Origin of the sequence: Streptomyces sp. SPB162 (assembly GCF_029504575.1) — a bacterium.
Lineage (GTDB): Bacteria > Actinomycetota > Actinomycetes > Streptomycetales > Streptomycetaceae > Actinacidiphila.
Genome location: NZ_JAQFII010000001.1, coordinates 2,371,351 through 2,390,211, shown reverse-complemented (window position 1 = coordinate 2,390,211; position 18,861 = coordinate 2,371,351). Strand labels below are relative to the sequence as shown.

The following is an 18,861-nucleotide window of genomic DNA, read 5'->3' as shown; positions in this document are numbered from 1 at the left end:
GCGGCATCATCTCCCCCTATGGGGAAAGTCGCGGGCATCGACAGCTCGGCCGCAGGGACCACCGTCGTCGTGTGCGACACGGACACCGGCGAGGTGCTCCGGCAGGGGTACGCGCCCCATCCGGTCGAGGGTGAGGCCGCGACGTCGGGCAAGGCGACCGAGAGCGATCCCCAGACCTGGCTGCTGTCGCTCGGCGAGGCGGCCAAGGACGGCCTGCTCGAGGGCGTCCTGGCGATCGGTATATCCGGGCAGCAGCAGGGCCTGCTGGCGCTCGACGCCGGCGGGGTGCTGGTCCGCCCGGCGGTGCTGCGCGGTGACAAACGGGCCCAGGCGCAGGCCGCGGATCTGACCGCGGAGCTCGGCGGCCCGGCGGAGTGGGCGCAGTCCGTCCAGTCGGTGCCGCAGGCCGCGTACCCGGTGGCGAAGCTGCGCTGGCTGGCCCAGCACGAACCGGCGGCCGCGCAGCGCACCGCCGAGGTGCTGCTGCCGCACGACTGGCTGGTCTGGCAGCTGCTGGGCCGCCCGCAGCGGCGCACGACCGACCGCGGCGACGCGTCCGGCACGGGGTACTGGTCGGCGGCCGCGGGGGAGTACCGGCACGATCTCGTGGAGCTGGCGCTGGGGCACCGGGTCGCGCTGCCGCACGTACTGGGTCCCGCGGAGCCGGCCGGGCAGACCCCCGAGGGGCTGCTCATCTCGGCCGGGACCGGCGACACGATGGCGGCCGCGCTCGGCCTGGGCGTCGGCCCCGGTGACGCGGTGGTCTCGCTGGGCGCCTCCAGCACCGTCTTCGCGGTGCACGGTGAACCGCTGACGGACCCGTCGGGGACGATCACCTCCTTCGCGGACGCCACCGGGCGCCATCTGCCGCTGCTCAAGACCCGCAACGCGGTGCGCGTGCTGCGGGCGACGGCGGAGCTGCTGGGCACGGACCTCGCGGGGCTGTCGGACCTGGCGCTGAGCTCCAGCCCGGGTGCGTACGGCCTGGTGCTGCTGCCGTACCTGGAGGGCGAGAGCACGCCGAGCCTGCCGCACAGCGCGGGCACGCTGACCGGGCTGCGGCGCGAGAGCATGAAGCCGGAGCACCTGGCGCGGGCCGCGTTCGAGGGCATGCTGTGCGGGCTCGCCGACGCGCTGGACGTGCTGCGCGGGCGCGGGGTCGCGGTGCGGCGGATCTTCCTGCTGGGGGCCGCCGCCGAGCTGCCCGCCGTGCGGGTGATCGCGCCGCCGCTCTTCGAGGCGCAGGTGGTCGTGCCGGAGCCGGGGGCCTACGCGGCGGTGGGCGCGGCCCGGCAGGCCGCGTGGTCGCTGGGCAGGGTGCTCGGATCCGGGTCGGCGCAGGAGCCGCCGGCCTGGCGCGGCGGCGCGCACCAGGTGCTGGAGCCGGGCGACGACCTGGCGACGGGGCAGGCGGTGCGCCGGCAGTACACAACCGTTCGGGAGCAGACCCACCCAGGCGCCTTTGCCGAGGTTTAAACGAATGCGGTCGACGGATGTCGGAAGATAGGATCGCTCGCCGATCAAGCCGACGACCCTGAGAGACTCCGTGTGCTGATCCGAATCCTGCGCACCCACCTGCGCCCCTACCAGCGGCCCATCACCCTGCTCGTGCTGCTCCAGCTCGTGCAGACCATCGCCACGCTGTACCTCCCCACCCTCAACGCCGACATCATTGACAACGGTGTCGTCAAGGGCGACACCGGTTACATCCTGCGGCTCGGCGGCATCATGATCGCGGTGACCGTGCTCCAGGTGGTGTGCGCGGTCGGCGCCGTGTTCTACGGCGCCAGGACGGCCATGGCCGTCGGCCGGGACATCAGGGCGTCCATCTTCGACCAGGTCCAGAGCTTCTCCGCGCGCGAGGTCGGGCAGTTCGGTGCCCCCTCGCTGATCACCCGCACCACCAACGACGTCCAGCAGGTCCAGATGCTGGTGCTGATGACGTTCACCCTGATGGTGTCGGCGCCGATCATGTGCGTCGGCGGGATCATCATGGCGCTCGGCCAGGACGTACCGCTGTCCTCGCTGCTGCTGGCCGTGGTCCCGGTGCTCGGCGTCCTCATCGGGCTGATCGTCCGCCGGATGCGGCCGCTCTTCCGCACCATGCAGGTGCGCGTCGACACGGTGAACCGCGTGCTGCGTGAGCAGATCACCGGCATCCGGGTGATCCGGGCATTCGTGAAGGACGACTACGAGAAGCGGCGCTTCGCCGGCGCGAACGACGAGCTGACGGACGTGTCGCTGCAGACCGGACGGCTGATGGCGCTGATGTTCCCCGTCGTCATGACGGTGGTGAACGTCTCCAGCGTCGCGGTGATGTGGTTCGGCGCCCACCGGATCGCGAGCGGCGGCATGCAGATCGGCGCCCTGACCGCGTTCCTCAGCTACCTCATGCAGATCCTGATGTCCGTCATGATGGCCACCTTCATGTTCATGATGGTGCCGCGCGCCGAGGTCTGCGCGGAGCGCATCGAGGAGGTCCTCGCGACCGAGTCCAGCGTCGTCCCGCCGCTGAAGCCCGTGACGAAGCTGCTGCGGCACGGCCATCTGGAGCTGCGCGGCGCCGACTTCAGCTACCCGGGCGCCGAGGCGGCGGTACTGCGCGGTGTCGACCTGGTCGCCAGACCGGGGGAGACGACCGCGGTGATCGGGTCGACGGGCAGCGGCAAGAGCACCCTGCTGGGGCTCGTCCCACGGCTCTACGACGCGACCGGCGGCGAGGTGCTCGTCGACGGGACCTCCGTCCGGGACCTGGCCCCGGCGCTGCTCGCCGAGACCGTCGGCCTCGTACCGCAGAAGCCGTACCTGTTCTCCGGGACCGTCGCGAGCAACCTGCGCTACGGGAAGCCCGACGCGACCGACGAGGAGCTGTGGCACGCGCTGGAGGTGGCGCAGGCCCGTGACTTCGTGGAGAACCTCGAAGGCGGCCTGGACGCCCCGATCGCGCAGGGCGGCACCAACGTCTCCGGCGGGCAGCGGCAGCGGCTCGCCATCGCGCGGGTGCTGGTGCGCCGGCCGGAGATATACCTCTTCGACGACTCCTTCTCCGCGCTCGACTACGCGACGGACGCGGCACTGCGCTCGGCGCTCGGCCGGGAGACCGCCGAGGCCACCGTCGTGATCGTCGCGCAGCGCGTGAGCACCATCCGGGACGCCGACCGCATCATCGTCCTCGACGAGGGCCAGGTGGTGGGCACCGGAACGCACAGCGAACTCATGTCGGGGAACCCGACCTACCGGGAGATCGTGCTCTCCCAGCTCACCGAGCAGGAGGCAGCATGACCACCCCGGCGAAATCCGCGCCCCGCCGCGGTCCCGCGCCGATGGCCGGGCCCGCGCGCTTCATGGGCGGCGGGCCGGTCGAGCGGTCGATGGACTTCAAGGGCTCGTTCCGGCGATTGATCCGCCTGATGCACCCGGACCGGCTCTTCCTCTCCCTGGTGCTGCTGCTGGGCACCGCGAGCGTGACGCTCTCCGTGCTGGGCCCCAAGATCCTGGGCCACGCCACCGACCTGATCTTCGCCGGGGTGATCGGCGGGCAGTTCGAGCCCGGCACCACCAAGGCGCAGGCGATCGAGGGCATGCGGCAGCACGGCCAGGGCCAGGTGGCCGACCTGCTCTCCGCGGTGGACTTCACCCCGGGCCAGGGCATCGACTTCGGGGCGGTGGGCAGCGTGCTGCTGACCGTCCTGGGGATCTACGTGGCCGCCGGGCTGTTCAGCCTCGTGCAGATGCGCACCGCCACCGGCATCATCCAGCGCACCGTCTACCGGCTGCGCGAGGACATCGAGGCGAAGCTGTCGCGGCTGCCGCTGTCGTACTTCGACCAGCAGCCGCGCGGTGAGGTGCTCAGCCGGGCCACCAACGACATCGACAACATCGCGCAGACCCTGCAGCAGACCATGGGTCAGATCGTGAACTCGCTGCTCACGATCGTCGGTGTGCTGGTGATGATGTTCTGGATCTCGCCGCTGCTGGCGCTGGTCGCACTGGTGACGGTGCCGGTCTCGGTGGTCGTGGCGACCGCGGTCGGCAAGCGCGCGCAGCCGCAGTTCGTCCAGCAGTGGAAGACGACCGGCAAACTCAACGCGCACATCGAGGAGATGTACACCGGCCACTCGCTGGTGAAGGTGTTCGGGCGGCAGGACGAGTCGGCCGAGGCGTTCCGGGAGCAGAACGAGGCGCTCTACCGGACGGGATTCAAGGCGCAGTTCATCAGCGGGATCATCCAGCCCGCGATGATGTTCATCGGGAACATCAACTACGTGTTGGTGGCGGTCGTCGGCGGGCTGCGGGTCGCGAGCGGCGCGCTGTCCATCGGCGACGTCCAGGCGTTCATCCAGTACTCCCGGCAGTTCAGCCAGCCGCTCACGCAGGTGGCCAGCATGTCCAACCTGGTGCAGTCCGGGGTCGCTTCGGCCGAGCGGGTCTTCGAGCTGCTGGACGCGCCGGAGCAGGGCGCGGACCCGGTGGACGCCGTCCGGCCGAAGGAGCAGCTCGGCCGGGTCGCCCTGGAAAAGGTCGCCTTCCGCTACGAGCCGGACAAGCCGCTGATCGAGGACCTGTCGCTGTGCGTGGAGCCCGGCCACACCGTCGCGATCGTCGGTCCGACCGGCGCGGGCAAGACCACGCTGGTCAACCTGCTGATGCGGTTTTACGAGGTGACGTCGGGCCGGATCACCCTGGACGGCGTCGACATCGCCGCGATGTCGCGCGAGGACCTGCGCTCCGGCATCGGCATGGTGCTGCAGGACACCTGGCTGTTCGGCGGCACGATCGCCGAGAACATCGCCTACGGGTCCGAGGGCCGTACCCAGGAGCAGATCGAGCAGGCGGCGCGCGCCGCGCACGCCGACCGGTTCATCCGGACCCTCCCGGACGGCTACGACACGGTGATCGACGACGAGGGCTCGGGGGTGAGCGCGGGCGAGAAGCAGCTCATCACCATCGCGCGCGCGTTCCTGTCCGACCCGGTGATCCTCGTCCTGGACGAGGCGACCAGCTCGGTCGACACCCGTACCGAGGTGCTGATCCAGCGCGCCATGGCGACCTTGGCGCACGGCAGGACCAGCTTCGTCATCGCCCACCGGCTGTCCACGATCCGCGACGCGGACGTGATCCTGGTGATGGAGTCCGGCTCGATCGTGGAGCAGGGCACGCACAGTGAACTGCTGGCCGCCGAGGGCGCCTACGCCCGGCTGTACGCGGCGCAGTTCGCGCAGGCGGTGGCGGAGGTCGACTGATCCGGGACCCCTCCACGGCCGTCCGGCGTAAGGCCGGCGGCCGCGGAGGGACCGGATCGTCCGGCGCGGGGGACCGGATTGTCCGGCAACGCCCCTGTGGGGCCGCGATCTTCTCGAAAGTTTCACATGATCGCATTCACCCGTGACCTACGGGCCGCATAACGTCCCAACCACAATGGATTACTGCTACTCATGCCGTCGCCACCTCAACGGCGCCCTGTCGTGCCCCGGGTGCGGCACCCCGGTGGACCAACTCGCCTCCCCCGCGGAACCCGCGCCGGTGACGGGCACACCGGCCGCCCCGCCCGAGCCGGACGCCACGGCCGGCCGGGCCGCCCGGCGCCGGGCACCGCGCAGGGCGCGGCGGCGGGGCGGGAAGCGGTTGCTGACGGGTGTCGGCGTCGCGCTCGTCCTGATCGGCTGCACGGCCGCGGCACTGGCGTCGGGAACCTTCGCGAACGGTCCTGAGGCCGACACCGGCCCGACGCGGGCGCCCGCGGCCGACTCCGTCCCGCGGGTCACCGCGTCCAGCCCGACTCCGCAGCGCGCCAAGGCCCGGCCCACGCGCTCGGCGCCGGCCACCACCGCGAGCACCTCCGGCACCCCTTCGGGTCCGCCGTCCGCGTCCCCGTCGGGATCCAGGAAACCGCCGCGGTCGGCCTCGCCGACCACCCGGCCCCCGACGGCGCCGACGACCTCGACCCCACCCCCGCCGACCACGACGCCGAAGCCGTCGCACAGCCCGACGTGCAAACCCGTCCTGTGGTGGTGCGGGTAACGCGCCTCGTGCGGGGGGCCGGCCGTCAGGTCAGCATGCGCTTGAGCAGGTCGCGCAGCGAGGTGCGCTCGGCTTCGGACAGGCCGGCGAGCGGAGCGCGGGCGAAGTGCAGCGCGCCGCGCAGCCGGGCGGCCGTCTCGTGGCCCTCGTCGGTGGCGGCGGCCAGTTTGATGCGGCGGTCGGCCGGGTCGGTCCTGCGCTCCGCCAGCCCGCGGGCCTCGAGGCGGTCGACGATCCCGGTGACGTTGGAGGGCTCGCACTTCAGTTGCTGGGCGATGTGCCGCATGGGCAGCGGCTCACGGGACAGGAGCGCCAGGACGCGGGCCTGCGCGCCGGTGAGCTGGTGGTTGGCGGCGGCCTCCTCGTACTCCTCGTGGTAGCGCGCCACGACGGTGGCTATGAGGTCGACCACTTCGAGGGTCAGCGGGTCGGTACGTTGAGGCGCGGGGGGCGGCGTGGGGGACATGACACCAGCGTACCCCCGGTTACTTGACAACCTCAAACATCAAGGTCCATCGTTATTTGAGGAAATCAATCTTTGCCGTAGTGAAGCTATGGCGGACGGAGGCAACCCTCATGCCGAAGAGCCGTGAATGGCATCTGGTGGCCCGCCCCCACGGGTGGCCGACCAACGACGACGTCGCCCTGCGCGAGGTCGAGACGCCGGAACCTGGCCCAGGCCAGATCGTCGTCCGCAACCTGCGCCTGTCGGTGGACCCGTACATGCGGGGCCGGATGAACGACGTGAAGTCGTACGCGCCGCCGTACGCCCTGGACGAGCCGATGCAGGGTGGCGCGGTGGGCCGTGTCACCGCCTCGAACGCCGACGGCTTCGCGGTCGGCGACCACGTGCTGCACGGGCTCGGCTGGCGCGAGTACGCGGTGCTGGACGCCAAGCACTCGGTGCGGGTCGACCCGGACGCGGCGCCGCTCAGCGCCTACCTGGGCGCGCTCGGCATGCCCGGTCTGACCGCGTACGCGGGACTGCTGGAGGTCGGCTCGTTCACCGAGGGCGACGCGGTCTTCGTCTCGGGCGCGGCCGGTGCGGTCGGCAGCCAGGTGGGACAGATCGCGAAGCTCAAGGGCGCCTCCCGGGTGATCGGCAGCGCCGGCTCGGACGAGAAGGTCAAGCTCCTGGTCGAGGAGTACGGCTTCGACGCCGCCTTCAACTACAAGAACGGCCCGGTGGCCGAGCAGCTGAAGAAGGCGGCCCCCGACGGGATCGACGTCTACTTCGACAACGTCGGCGGAGAGCACCTGGAAGCCGCGATCAGCTCCCTGAAGCTGCGCGGTCGCGCCGTGCTGTGCGGCGCCATCGCCCAGTACAACGACACCGAGGCTTCGGGTGGCCCGCGCAACCTGGCGCAGATCATCGGCAAGCGGCTGCGGCTGCAGGGCATGCTCGTGGGCGACCACGCGGCGCTGCAGGGGCAGTTCGTGCAGGAGGTCGGCGGTTGGATCCGGGACGGCGAACTGCACTACCGGGAGACCGTCGTCGAAGGCATCGAGAAGAACTTCGACGCGTTCCTCGGCGTTCTGCGCGGCGACAACACCGGAAAGATGATCGTCAGCCTGCCCGAGTAGGATTCAACAAATTGTTGCGATCGTGGGCGCGAGTCGCGGCGATGCACGCCAGTGCACCTACCAGGAGGGGTTCGTTTCATGACCATCCAGTCCGTAGAGGTCCTGTACACCGCCGTCGCCACCGCCGAGAACGGCCGTGACGGCCGGGTCGCCACCGACGACGGGAAGCTCGACGTCGTCGTCAACCCGCCGAAGGAGATGGGCGGCAACGGAGCCGGCACCAACCCGGAGCAGCTCTTCGCCGCCGGCTACAGCGCCTGCTTCCAGGGCGCCCTCGGTGTGGTGGCCCGCCAGGAGAAGGCGGACATCGCCGGCTCCCGCGTGACCGCCAAGGTCGGCCTCGGCAAGACCCCGGCCGGCGGCTTCGGCCTCAAGGTCGAGCTCGCGGTCTCGATTCCGAACGTGGACGCGGCCACCGCGCAGGCACTCGTGGAGAAGGCGCACCAGGTGTGCCCGTACTCCAACGCGACGCGCGGCAACATAGACGTGGCGCTGACCGTCATCTGATCGCTGCCTGATCACCGTTCGATCGTCGTTCGTGAGGGCTGTACCCCAAGGGGTGCGGCCCTCACGCGTTTCCGGGCGTGGTCAGGAGGGCGATGAAGGCGCGGACTGCGGGGAAACCCCCTGATCGGGGGCGATGCGTCCGGACGCGCCCCGCCCCTGCACACCGTCCGGCCGAGTCGTTAAGGTGACGCCCATGCGTGATCTCACGACCGGCGTGAAGTACTTCCTCCAAGGCCAGCGCTGGGTGGCGCGGCACCGGAGGTGGTGGGGATTCGGGCTGCTGCCCGGCCTGATCGCCCTGGTCCTCTACATCGCGGCGCTCGTCGCCCTCGGGTTCTGGGCGGACGACCTGTCGGCCTGGGCGACGCCGTTCGCGGACGACTGGAACGGCTCCTTCCGGACGCTGCTACGGGGGACGCTGACCGCCATCGTCTTCTGCGGCGGGCTGCTGCTGGCGATGGTCTCCTTCACCGCCGTGGCGCTGCTGATCGGCGATCCGTTCTACGAGTCGCTCTCGGAGCGCGTCGAGGAGATGGAGGGCGGCGCCCCGCCCAAGCCCGACATCCCGCTCTGGCGCGAGATCCTCACCTCGATCCGCGACAGCCTCTCCGTCCTGGTGCGGGTGGCGGCCTTCGGACTGCTGCTCTTCGCCTGCGGTTTCATCCCGGTGATCGGCCAGACCGTCGTCCCGGTCGTGGGCTTCTGCGTCTCCGGCTTCTTCCTGACGGCGGAACTGACCTCGGTGGCCATGCAGCGCCGTTCCGTCCCGCTGCGGACCCGGCTGCGGCTGCTGCGCGGCCGGCTCCCGCTGGCCCTCGGATTCGGCGTGCCGGTGGTCCTGCTGTTCCTGGTGCCGGTCGTCGCCGTCTTCGCGATGCCGGGCGCGGTCGCGGGGGCCACGCTGCTGGTGCGTGATCTCGTCCCGATACCGGACCCCGCTCCGGAACCCGACGAGGAGACCGACCGGGACGACGAAGACGAGGCGGAAGCGACGGGAACCGTCCCCACCCCCTAAGGGCTGTCCCGTATTCCCCGGCGGGCGCCCGACGACAGCTACGGCACCTCGCCGCGTTGTCGGAACGCCCGAATACATCCAGTATGCGGGCGCCCCTCCGCCGTGCGATGCACCGCATCTGACGCCGCGCGCTGATCCACCAGGGATTACGGGACAGCCCTCAGGCATCCGTGAGTGCCGGGCGGGCTGGAGGTCCCAGCCCGCCCGGCAGTTGGGGACACGGTCGTTCAGGCGAGGGCGAGCTCGCGGTCGGGCGTCGCGTCCTCTGCCGCTGGGGCGTCCTCCTCCGTGGAGCGGACCGTCTTCGGTAGGAGGAAGCCGAGCGCGAAGGCCAGCGCGATCAGTCCCACCGTGCACAGCGCGGTCGTCCCGGCCGCGTCCAGCGCGGCGTTGATGTGGCCGGCGGGACCCGGCCGGGCGTCGCTGAGGATGTTGAAGAACACGGTGCCGAGAACGGCGAAGCCGAGCGTCATGCCGAGCTGCTGGAGCGCCTGCAGGGTGCCGGAGGCCGAGCCGATCTCGTGGCCGTCGACGCCGTTGAGGATGATGTCGAAGAGCGGGACGAAGATCATGCCCATCCCGGCGCCGCCGACCAGCAGGGGAGCGGCGAAGTCCCAGTCGGTGATGTCCGCGCCGGCCCACTGGAAGACGCCGTAGAGCGCGAGCAGTCCGCCGCCCATCAGGATCAGGCCGAGGTGCAGGATGCGGCGGCCCAGGCGGGCCATCAGGATGCCGCCGAAGGCGGAGCCGAAGAGCGCGCCCAGCGCCCAGGGCGCCGTGGTCAGGCTGGAGTGCAGGGCCGTGTAGCCGAGGCCGAGCTGCAGGAAGATGCCGAGGGTCAGGATCATGCCGCCCATGGACGCGGTGAAGGCGATGGCGAACGCGACGCCGGAGACGTAGGCGCGCTTGCGGAAGACGCTCGGCTCCACCAGCGGGGTGCGGCCGGCCCGCTTGCGCAGCACCTGGTAGCGGGCGAAGCCGGCCAGGACCGGCAGCGAGGTGGCGAGCATCACCAGCACCCAGGTGGGCCAGCCCAGTTCACGTCCCTGCACCAGGGGAAAGACCAGCAGGAAGGCGCCGGCTCCGGCGAGCAGCACGCCGGGGAGGTCGAGCCGCGCGCCACGAGCGGTCGGCGCCACGTCCGGCAGGTACTTCCAGCCCATCACGAACGCGAAGGCGCCGATCGGCAGGTTGATGCCGAAGATCATGCGCCATCCGGTGCCGAACAGGTCCGCGTGGATCAGCACACCGGCGATGATCGGGCCCATCACCGCGGACAGCCCCATCAGCGGACCGAAGATCCCCCACGCCTTCTTCATCTCGGAGGCGGGGAACAGGTCCCGGGTCAGCCCGAAGCCCTGAGGCAGCATCACCGCGCCGCACACCCCCTGCGCGATCCGCGCCGCGATCAGCATCTGCGGGGACTGCGCCGTCGCGCACACCATCGAGGTGAACGTGAACCCGGCGATCCCGGTCAGCAGGACCCGCTTGCGGCCGTACATGTCGCCCAACCGCCCACCGGTGAGCAGCGCGACCGCCATGGCGAGGGTGTAGCCCGCCGCGATCCACTGGAGATCGGCGTACGAGCCGCCAAGTCCGTTGCGGATCGCGGGCGCCGCCACATTGGCGACGGTCGAGTCCAGCAGGTCCATGACGCTCGCCGCGATGACGGCGGTGTACCCGAGCCAGCGGTACCGGTGAAGTGCGTTCTTCGTGTCCATGAGCAGTACGTTACGGACGCATGCGGTCAGCTTCTGTCCGCAAGCGAACGGGAAGGACAGGGGACTCGCAGCGGTTTCTCAGGGCTTGGTGAAGGCCGCGGAGTAGAGGATCCGGGCGAGCTGCGCCTGCCCCTGGGCGTTGGGGTGGAACCAGTCCCAGCTGCTCAACTCGTTCGACGTGAAGCGGTAGTCGAAGACCGCTCCGCCGTCGTGGCGGCAGTGCTCGTACTTCGCACAGACCTCTCTGAGGACCCGGTTGTACGCCACCACCCGCGCCCGGACCGCGTCCCGCCGGGTCTGCGCGCTGCGGCTCACCGAGTCCGGGTCGCGCAGCATGGAGGGGCAGATGCCGAGCTTCCAGATCTGCTTGCCCAGCGGGTTCTCCTTGCCCACCTCCCACAGCCGCTTGAGGTCGGGGATGCTCGCCACGAACACCTGGGACCCCGGCAGCGCGGTGTGCAGCCCGGCCATCGCCCGGGTGAAGTCGGCGCGGAAGTCGGCCACCGGCGTCATGTCGTCGACGGAGTCCCGGCAGGCGTCGTTGGAGCCCATCAGGACCGTCACGAGCGACGGCTTCTTCGCGGCGGCGGCCGCCGCCTGGCCGGGCAGGTCCGACATCCGGGCGCCGCTCTCGGCGAGGTTCCAGCTGTTGGCGACGCCGGCGGCGGTGAGCACCCGCCCGGCGATGCTGTCCACTTGGGCGCGGGTGCCGGTGACCCAGGAGACCTCGGGGCAGTCCTTGAGCAGGGAACAGGCGTCGAAGCCGCGGGTGATGGAGTCGCCCAGCGCGGCGATCGACGCCGGGTGCGCGTTCCACGTGGGGCTGGGCCTGGGAGCGGGTGCGCGACTGGCGGAGGTGGCCGGGCCCGGGTGCGGCGCCGCCCCTTCGCCGGAGCATCCGGCCAGCAACAGGGAGGCGGCGGCAGCGGCCAGGCAGCCGCGCAGGAACGGTCGCATCCGGTGATCCCCTCCGACGAGTGGGTGACATCTGCTTCGAGCCCGACGGTACGTCACTCCTGTGGAGACGCCGCACGGTAGCTTTTCCCTGACAGCCGGGAGAATCGTGGGAGGTTTACACAGGGCCAGTTGGCAGAAGTTCACTCTTGTCCTGTTTGTTATCAATGGTGCAGAATATCTAATGTTGCCCCGGAAGCAGCCGGTTCGGGCGTGAGGCCGCTGGGGAAGGCGAACCTCGTCCCACACTGGAGGTACCGGTGACGACACGTGGAGTTCTGTACGTTCACTCCGCACCGCGCGCGCTGTGCCCGCACGTCGAATGGGCCGTCGCGGGCGTCCTTGGCGTGCGCGTAAGCCTCGACTGGATCCGCCAGCCCGTCTCACCGGGCACCTGGCGGGCCGAGTTCTCCTGGCAGGCGGAGCCCGGCACGGCCTCGAAGCTGGCGTCCGCCCTGCGCGGCTGGCACCTGCTGCGCTTCGAAGTCACGGCCGAACCCTGCGCGGCCGCCGAAGGGGAGAGATACAGCTGCACCCCCGAACTCGGCATCTTCCACGCCGTCACGGGCATGCACGGCGACATCCTCATCCCGGAGGACCGGCTGCGAGCCGCGCTCCAGCGCGCCCGCACCGGCGAGGCGGACCTGGAGACCGAGGTCGCCAGGCTGCTCGGCAAGCCGTGGGACGACGAGCTCGAACCGTTCCGGTACGCGGGCGAGGGCGCGCCGGTGCGCTGGCTGCACCAGGTCGTGTGACGTCCGCTCCCGCGTTGGCGCCCGCGCCCTTGTCGTAGGTCCCGTCGCGGGGACTACCGTGCCGGTATGGACGACAAAATTTCCGTAGCGGTGCTCGGCACCGGCCTCATGGGCGCGGGCATGGCGCGCAACCTCGCCGCCGCCGGGTTCGAAGTGCGCGCCTGGAACCGCACCCTCGCGCGTGCCGAACCGCTGGCCGCCGAGGGCGTGCACGTGACCGGCGACGTGGTCGAGGCGGTCCGCGGCGCCGACGCCGTCGTCACCATGCTGCTCGACGGCCCGTCCGTGCTGCGGACGATGCGGGAGGCCTCCCCGGGGCTGCGCGAGGGCGTGGTGTGGGCGCAGATGTGCACCGTGGGACCGGACGCACTGGCCCCGCTGGCGGCGCTGGCCCGCGAACGCGGCGCGCACTTCGTCGACGCGCCGGTGCTCGGCACCCGGTCGGCGGCGGAAGCCGGCCAGTTGACGGTGCTGGCGGCCGGCCCCGAAGCCGCCCGGCCGGTGGCTGACCGGGTCTTCGACGCGGTCGGGCGCAAGTCGCTCTGGCTGGGCGACGACGGCGGCCGCGGAACCGCGAGCAGCCTCAAGCTCGTTCTCAACAGCTGGGTCCTGGCCGTCACCAACGGTGCGGCCGAGGCCATGGCGCTGGCCGGGGGCCTCGGCGTGGACCCGCGGCACTTCTTCGAGGCGCTCGACGGCGGCCCCGCTCGACCTGCCCTACCTGCACCTGAAGTCCGAGGCGATCCTGGGCGGCGACTTCGCACCGAACTTCACGGTCGACGGCGCCCTGAAGGACGCCCGTCTCATCGTCGCCGCGGGCGAGGCCCACGGCCTGCAACTGGACGTGGCCGCCGCCGGCGCCGAACGCTTCAGCCGCGCGGCCGGCCTGGGCCACGGCGGCGAGGACATGGCGGCCACGTACTTCGCGAGCTTCGACACCTAGGCCGTGTCGGACACATCCCGCTTGGCCCGGGACGCCTGGCACGCGCGCTCTCCCCCAGCTACCGCTGGGAGGGGCCCCCAGTTGTCGGGCCCGCCCCGGTACGTCCAGTACAGGGGCGACCCTCCGCCGTGCGATCCCACGTACCAGACGCCCCGGGCCCCGCCCTCCGGGCGGACGCCGGTATGTGTCAGACACGGCCTAGCAGCGGGGTCCCGGCCGGCACGCGCGAACGGCCCGCCCCCGGTCGTCGAACCGGGGAGCGGGCCGTTGTGGCGCGGGGTGTGTCAGACGGTGCGGAAGGCCAGGACGACGTTGTGGCCGCCGAAGCCGAACGAGTTGTTGAGAGCGATGATCGGGCCCTCCGGCAGCGGCTTCGCCTTGGTGGAGACCAGCTTCGCGTCGACCTCGTCGTCCAGGTCGGTGATGTTGATCGTCGGCGGGGCGAGGCGGTTGTGGAGTGCGAGAACGGTGGCGACGGACTCGATGCCACCCGCGCCGCCGAGCAGGTGCCCGGTCATCGACTTGGTGGCGGAGATCGCGATGTGCTCCAGCTCGTGGCCCAGCACCTTGGCGAGCGCCTTGACCTCGGCGACGTCACCCTGCGGGGTCGAGGTGGCGTGCGCGTTCAGGTGCGCGATCTCGGAGGTGTCCAGACCGGTGGAGGCGATCAGGTGCTCCAGCGCGGCGGAGATGCCGCGGCCGGTCGGCTCGGGCTGGGCGATGTGGTGACTGTCCGCGGACAGCCCCTGGCCCAGGGCCTCGCAGTAGACCCTGGCACCGCGCCGCTCGGCGTGCTCCGCCGACTCCAGGACGATGACGCCCGCGCCCTCACCGAGGACGAAGCCGTCACGGCCCTTGTCGTACGGGCGCGAAGCGCCGTGCGGGTCGTCGTTGTTCTTCGACATCGCCATCATGTTGGCGAAGGCGACGATCGGCAGCGGGTGGATGGCCGCCTCGGTGCCGCCCGCGACGACCACGTCGGCGCGGCCGGTGCGGATCATCTCGATGGCGTAGCCGACCGCCTCGGCGCCGGAGGCGCACGCGCTCACCAGCGAGTGCACGCCGGCCCGGGCGTTGACCTCCAGGCCGACGTTGGCGGACGGGCTGTTCGGCATGAGCATGGGGACGGTGTGCGGGGAGACCTTGCGGACGCCCTGCTCCTTGAGCACGTCGTACTGGCCCAGCAGCGTCGTGACGCCGCCGATGCCGGAGGCGACGACGGTGCCGAGGCGGTCCGGGTCGATCGAGGAGTCCTCGCCGGCCTTGGCGGTGAAGCCGGCGTCGGCCCACGCCTCGCGGGCCGCGATCACCGCGAACTGCGCGGAGCGGTCCAGCTTGCGCAGCAGCGGGCGCGGCAGGATCTCCGACGGTTCGACGGCGATCTGACCGGCGATGCGGACGGGCAGCTCAGCGGCCCACTCCTGCTCCAGAGCGCTGATGCCGGAACGTCCGGCGACCAGGCCGTCCCAGGTCGACGCGCTGTCGCCACCCAGCGGTGTGGTTGCGCCGATACCGGTGACGACCACGGTGCGATTGGTCGAGTTCACAGGAATTGTCTCTCCACGTATAGAAGGGCGGGCGACAGACACGTCGTCCCAGGGGGTGGATCAGGCCTGGTTCTTGAGGATGTAGTCGACGGCGTCGCCGACGGTCTTCAGGTCCTTGACGGCGTCGTCCGGGATCTTGGTCTCGAAACGCTCTTCAGCGGCCACGACGACCTCGACCATGGACAGGGAGTCGACGTCCAGGTCGTCGGTGAAGGACTTCTCCGTCTGGACGTCCTCGACCGGGATGCCGGCGATCTCGTTGACGATCTCGGCGAGGCCTTCGAGGATCTCTGCCTGGGTGGCGGCCATTACGGCGCTCCTTATGTGTTGCGGGGGAGTGCGGCGTGCGGGACTGCGGCGCCGCGAAGGGTTTGTGACTAGGGGAGAGTAACCACAGTTGCGGCGTACACGAGACCCGCCCCGAAGCCGATGAGCAGGGCGGTGTCGCCGCTCTTGGCCTGGCCGGTGGCCAGCAGCCGCTCCATCGCCAGCGGGATGGAGGCCGACGAGGTGTTGCCGGTGGTCTCGATGTCGCGGGCGATCGCGACGTGTTCGGGCAGTTTCAGCGCCTTGGTCATCGAGTCGATGATGCGCATGTTCGCCTGGTGCGGGATGAAGACGTCGAGCTCCTGGGCGGTGATGCCCGCCGCGTCCAGCGCCTGCTGGGCCACCTTGGCCATCTCGAAGACCGCCCAGCGGAAGACCGTCTGGCCCTCCTGGCGCAGGGCGGGGAACTTCCCCGTCTCGGGCTGGCCGCCCTCGCGGAAGACCTCCCACGAGTCGGTCTGGGAGATCACGTCGGACTTGTCGCCCTCCGAGCCCCAGACGGCGGGACCGATGGCGGGCACGTCGGACGGGCCGACGACGACCGCGCCGGCACCGTCACCGAACAGGAAGGCGGTCGCCCGGTCCGTCAGGTCGGTCAGGTCGCTCAGCCGCTCGACGCCGATCACCAGCACGTTCTCGGCGCTGCCGTCGGTGACCATGCCCTTGGCGAGGGTCAGCCCGTACGCGAAGCCGGCGCAGGCCGCGGAGATGTCGAACGCGGCGGCCTTGCCCGCGCCGAGCCGGAACGCGATCTCCGTCGCGATCGCCGGGGTCTGCTTGAAGTGCGAGACGGTCGCGACGATCACGGCGCCGATGTCATCGGCCGTCAGGCCGGCGTCCGCGAGCGCCTTGCCGGACGCTTCCAGCGACATCTCGGCGACGGTCTCCGTCTCGTTCGCCCAGTGGCGCGTCGAGATGCCGGAGCGGGAGCGGATCCACTCGTCGCTGGAGTCGATGGTCTCCAGGATCACCTCGTTGGGGACCACCCGGGTCGGCCGGTAGCCGCCGACACCGCGGATCCGCGCGTAGGGGGCACCCTGGCTGGGCTTGATCTTCGCCGTCATGTCTGGGGTGACTCCTCTTCGGCCGCGGGATGGGTGGGCGGCAGTGACGCCACGGCGTCCGGGTCGCCGTGCTCGGCGACGATCGCGCGGGCCGCTTCGATGTCGTCCGGGGTCTTCAGCGCGAGGGTCTTGACGCCCGGCAGCGCGCGCTTGGCCAGACCGACCAGCGTGCCGGCCGGTGCCATCTCGATGATCGCGGTGACGCCGAGGTCCTTGAACGTCTCCATGCACAGGTCCCAGCGGACCGGATTGGAGACCTGCTGGACCAGCCGCCGCACGATCTCGTCGCCGCTGCCGACGACCTGGCCGTCGGCGTTCGACACATAGCGGATACCCGGGTCGCGCACGGTCACGCCGGGCACCAACGCCTCCAGCGTGGACACCGCGGGAGCCATGTGGCGGGTGTGGAACGCGCCGGCCACCTTCAGGGCGATGACGCGGGCCTTCTCGGGCTTGTCCTCGGCGAGCGCGGCCAACTGCTCCGCGGTGCCGGCGGCGACGATCTGCCCGCCGCCGTTGATGTTCGCCGGGGTCAGACCGAGCTTCTCCAGGTGCGCGACGACCTCGTCCGGGTCGCCGCCGAGCACCGCGGACATGCCGGTGCTGGTGACGGCCGCGGCCTCGGCCATGGCAAGCCCGCGCTGCCGCACGAGCGCCATCGCCGCCTCCGCGGTGATCACGCCGGCGCCGGCGGCGGCGGTGATCTCACCGACGCTGTGTCCGGCGACCGCGCCGACCGCGCGCCGGCCGTCGGCCGGGTGCGGGAACAGCGACAGGGCCGAGACCAGTCCCGCGGCCACCAGCAGCGGCTGGGCCACGGCGGTGTCGCGGATCTCGTCCGCGTCGGCCTTCGTGCCGTAGTGGACGAGGTCGAGCCCGGCCACCGCGGACCACCAGTGAAGGCGGTCGGCGACACCGGGGAGATCGAGCCAAGGAGTCAGGAAGCCGGGCGTCTGGGCACCCTGGCCGGGAGCGACGAGTACGAGCACGTAAACACTCTCTCTCGCGGGCGGGTCTCACCGCCCGTGGGGACAGGGACCAAGAACTGCTGGACGATTTGTTGGTGTCCAACAAAAACTCAGGGTGATTGATCCGCGGCGGACAGTCGTCCCAGGATGAGGGCGATGCGCAGCGTGAACGCCGAACGTACATCGGAGGGTGACCATCCGGTGACATCCGTCACACGTCGCAGCCGGTAGCGGACGGTGTTTGGGTGAACGAACAACATGCGCGCCGCCCCTTCGAGCGACGAGGCCTGCTCGAGGTAGACACTCAGCGTTTCGAGGAGCGCGGAGCCCGCTTCCTCCAACGGTCTGTAGATCTCCTCCACCAGCTGCTCCCGCGCGTACCGGTCGCCGGCCATCGCGCGCTCGGGCAGCAGGTCGTCGGAGACGACCGGCCGGGGCGCGTCGGGCCAGGCGGCGCACGCCTTGAGACCGGCCGCCGCGGCCTGTGCGGAACGGGTGGCGGACAGCAGGTCGCCGACGACCGGTCCCGCCACGACGGGGCCGGCCGCGAACGGGCCGATCAACGACTTCGCGACCCTGATCGGCTCGCCCTCACCGCCGGCGATCACGACCAGCCGCTCACCGAACACCCCGGTCAGCACCTGCAGCTTCGCGTGCCGCGCGGCCCGCCGGATGGCCTCCACCGTCAGCTCGCTGTCGCCGTTGGGCGCGGTCCCGAGCACCACCACGATCTTGTCGGGCGAACTCCACCCCAGCGCGGCGGCGCGCGACAGCACGCCCTCGTCCGCCTCGCCGGACAGCACCGCGTTCACGACCAGCGACTCCAGGCGCGCGTCCCACGCGCCCCGGGCCTCGGCCGCCTGGGCGTACACCTGGGCGGTGGCGAAGGCGATCTCCCGGGCGTAGACCAGCAGCGCCTCGCGCAGCACGGACTCGTCGCCGGGCGCCGCCACCTCGTCGATGGCCGACTCCATGACCTCGATGGTGGTCCGCACCATCTCCACGGTCTGCCGCAGTGAGATCGCCCGGGTCAGCTCCCTGGGCGCGGTCCCGAACACGTCCGTGCTGATCGCCTGCGGCGCCTCGGGGTGCCGGAACCACTCGGTGAACGCGGCGATGCCGGCCTGCGCCACCAGCCCGATCCAGGACCGGTTCTCCGGCGGCATCGCCCGGTACCACGGCAGCTGCTCATCCATTCGGGCGATGGCGTTCGCCGCGAGCCGGCCGGATGACTTCTCCAGTCGGCGCAGCGTCGCGGCGTGCTCAGCGCGGACGGGCTTTTTCGGGGGCTGCGGGGTGTCGGGCACGGGACAAGACTGCCTTATCCCCACGAGTGCCCGGCGCGCGGGTACACGCCGGGGTGCCGTGCGGCACGCCGCGCCGTGTCCGGCGAACAGCGCCGTCCGCCCGGCGAAGGCCCGTACCGGGCAGGTGGACGGGGCCGGACATCGGGGA

General features: G+C 71.2%; 16 protein-coding genes and 1 pseudogene. 8 read left to right on the top strand and 9 right to left on the bottom strand.

Annotated elements, in window-relative coordinates; genetic code table 11:
• Nucleotides 1–18: 18 nt before the first annotated feature.
• The 3 genes from M2266_RS11000 to M2266_RS10990 all read left to right on the top strand — a co-directional run bounded on the left by M2266_RS11000 (nt 19) and on the right by M2266_RS10990 (nt 5,243).
• Complete coding sequence (locus M2266_RS11000) at nt 19–1,476, top strand: FGGY family carbohydrate kinase (RefSeq protein WP_277438024.1); 1,458 nt, start codon at nt 19–21, stop codon at nt 1,474–1,476.
• Nucleotides 1,477–1,548: 72 nt separating this feature from the next.
• Nucleotides 1,549–3,282 (top strand): ABC transporter ATP-binding protein, encoded by a 1,734-nt coding sequence (locus tag M2266_RS10995; RefSeq protein WP_277438023.1) that lies wholly within the window; start codon nt 1,549–1,551, stop codon nt 3,280–3,282.
• A 41-nt stretch (nt 3,283–3,323) separates the two neighbouring features.
• Nucleotides 3,324–5,243 (top strand): ABC transporter ATP-binding protein, encoded by a 1,920-nt coding sequence (locus tag M2266_RS10990; RefSeq protein ID WP_277441155.1) that lies wholly within the window; start codon nt 3,324–3,326, stop codon nt 5,241–5,243.
• A 186-nt stretch (nt 5,244–5,429) separates the two neighbouring features.
• On the opposite strand, the gene M2266_RS10985 is transcribed toward M2266_RS10990, so the two are convergent.
• Nucleotides 5,430–5,996, bottom strand: a complete 567-nt coding sequence (locus M2266_RS10985) for a hypothetical protein (protein ID WP_277438022.1) — start codon at nt 5,994–5,996, stop codon at nt 5,430–5,432.
• 50 nt (nt 5,997–6,046) lie between these two features.
• Entirely contained in the window at nt 6,047–6,487 is a 441-nt protein-coding gene (locus M2266_RS10980; RefSeq protein ID WP_277438021.1) for a MarR family transcriptional regulator, read from the bottom strand.
• Between the two features lie 110 nt (nt 6,488–6,597).
• Between M2266_RS10980 and M2266_RS10975 the strand changes: the two genes are divergently transcribed.
• From M2266_RS10975 to M2266_RS10965, 3 genes are all read left to right on the top strand, one after another.
• Nucleotides 6,598–7,605, top strand: coding sequence for an NADP-dependent oxidoreductase (locus tag M2266_RS10975; protein ID WP_277438020.1), 1,008 nt, complete (start codon nt 6,598–6,600; stop codon nt 7,603–7,605).
• A gap of 78 nt (nt 7,606–7,683) precedes the next feature.
• Nucleotides 7,684–8,112, top strand: coding sequence for an organic hydroperoxide resistance protein (locus M2266_RS10970; RefSeq protein ID WP_277438019.1), 429 nt, complete (start codon nt 7,684–7,686; stop codon nt 8,110–8,112).
• A 193-nt stretch (nt 8,113–8,305) separates the two neighbouring features.
• Nucleotides 8,306–9,127, top strand: a complete 822-nt coding sequence (locus M2266_RS10965; protein WP_277438018.1) for an EI24 domain-containing protein — start codon at nt 8,306–8,308, stop codon at nt 9,125–9,127.
• Between the two features lie 227 nt (nt 9,128–9,354).
• Here M2266_RS10965 and M2266_RS10960 read toward each other — a convergent pair whose 3' ends face one another.
• The gene (locus M2266_RS10960) at nt 9,355–10,848 is read right to left on the bottom strand and encodes an MFS transporter (RefSeq protein WP_277438017.1); all 1,494 of its coding nucleotides are present in this window, start codon (nt 10,846–10,848) and stop codon (nt 9,355–9,357) included.
• 78 nt (nt 10,849–10,926) lie between these two features.
• Complete coding sequence (locus M2266_RS10955; RefSeq protein WP_277438016.1) at nt 10,927–11,805, bottom strand: SGNH/GDSL hydrolase family protein; 879 nt, start codon at nt 11,803–11,805, stop codon at nt 10,927–10,929.
• 257 nt (nt 11,806–12,062) lie between these two features.
• Between M2266_RS10955 and M2266_RS10950 the strand changes: the two genes are divergently transcribed.
• Both M2266_RS10950 and M2266_RS10945 read left to right on the top strand, forming a co-directional pair.
• On the top strand, nt 12,063–12,557 hold the full coding sequence (locus M2266_RS10950; RefSeq protein WP_277438015.1) for a DUF3145 domain-containing protein: 495 nt from the start codon (nt 12,063–12,065) through the stop codon (nt 12,555–12,557).
• A gap of 66 nt (nt 12,558–12,623) precedes the next feature.
• Nucleotides 12,624–13,500, top strand: a pseudogene (locus M2266_RS10945) (NAD(P)-dependent oxidoreductase).
• A gap of 284 nt (nt 13,501–13,784) precedes the next feature.
• Here the strand turns inward: M2266_RS10945 and M2266_RS10940 are convergent.
• The 5 genes from M2266_RS10940 to M2266_RS10920 form a co-directional block, all read right to left on the bottom strand.
• Entirely contained in the window at nt 13,785–15,047 is a 1,263-nt protein-coding gene (locus M2266_RS10940) for a beta-ketoacyl-[acyl-carrier-protein] synthase family protein (RefSeq protein WP_277438014.1), read from the bottom strand.
• Nucleotides 15,048–15,107: 60 nt separating this feature from the next.
• A complete protein-coding gene (locus M2266_RS10935) occupies nt 15,108–15,356 on the bottom strand; it encodes an acyl carrier protein (protein ID WP_138356760.1) in 249 nt (82 codons plus the stop codon).
• A gap of 68 nt (nt 15,357–15,424) precedes the next feature.
• Nucleotides 15,425–16,438: a ketoacyl-ACP synthase III gene (locus M2266_RS10930; protein WP_277438013.1), complete on the bottom strand. Its 1,014-nt coding sequence runs from the start codon at nt 16,436–16,438 to the stop codon at nt 15,425–15,427.
• A complete protein-coding gene (locus M2266_RS10925) occupies nt 16,435–17,427 on the bottom strand; it encodes an ACP S-malonyltransferase (RefSeq protein ID WP_277438012.1) in 993 nt (330 codons plus the stop codon). Before M2266_RS10925 ends, M2266_RS10930 begins: the two co-directional genes overlap by 4 nt.
• Before the next feature lie 89 nt (nt 17,428–17,516).
• Nucleotides 17,517–18,713, bottom strand: coding sequence for a helix-turn-helix domain-containing protein (locus tag M2266_RS10920; protein ID WP_277438011.1), 1,197 nt, complete (start codon nt 18,711–18,713; stop codon nt 17,517–17,519).
• Nucleotides 18,714–18,861 lie beyond the last annotated feature (148 nt).

What these genes read in the sequence shown, in the direction of transcription:
- M2266_RS10930 (WP_277438013.1), bottom strand. Translation starts at nt 16,438, where the DNA reads ATGACGGCGAAGATCAAGCCCAGCCAGGGTGCCCCCTACGCGCGGATC.
- M2266_RS10965 (WP_277438018.1), top strand. Translation starts at nt 8,306, where the DNA reads ATGCGTGATCTCACGACCGGCGTGAAGTACTTCCTCCAAGGCCAGCGC.
- M2266_RS11000 (WP_277438024.1), top strand. Translation starts at nt 19, where the DNA reads ATGGGGAAAGTCGCGGGCATCGACAGCTCGGCCGCAGGGACCACCGTC.
- M2266_RS10990 (WP_277441155.1), top strand. Translation starts at nt 3,324, where the DNA reads ATGGCCGGGCCCGCGCGCTTCATGGGCGGCGGGCCGGTCGAGCGGTCG.
- M2266_RS10960 (WP_277438017.1), bottom strand. Translation starts at nt 10,848, where the DNA reads ATGGACACGAAGAACGCACTTCACCGGTACCGCTGGCTCGGGTACACC.
- M2266_RS10955 (WP_277438016.1), bottom strand. Translation starts at nt 11,805, where the DNA reads ATGCGACCGTTCCTGCGCGGCTGCCTGGCCGCTGCCGCCGCCTCCCTG.
- M2266_RS10970 (WP_277438019.1), top strand. Translation starts at nt 7,684, where the DNA reads ATGACCATCCAGTCCGTAGAGGTCCTGTACACCGCCGTCGCCACCGCC.
- M2266_RS10935 (WP_138356760.1), bottom strand. Translation starts at nt 15,356, where the DNA reads ATGGCCGCCACCCAGGCAGAGATCCTCGAAGGCCTCGCCGAGATCGTC.
- M2266_RS10980 (WP_277438021.1), bottom strand. Translation starts at nt 6,487, where the DNA reads ATGTCCCCCACGCCGCCCCCCGCGCCTCAACGTACCGACCCGCTGACC.
- M2266_RS10975 (WP_277438020.1), top strand. Translation starts at nt 6,598, where the DNA reads ATGCCGAAGAGCCGTGAATGGCATCTGGTGGCCCGCCCCCACGGGTGG.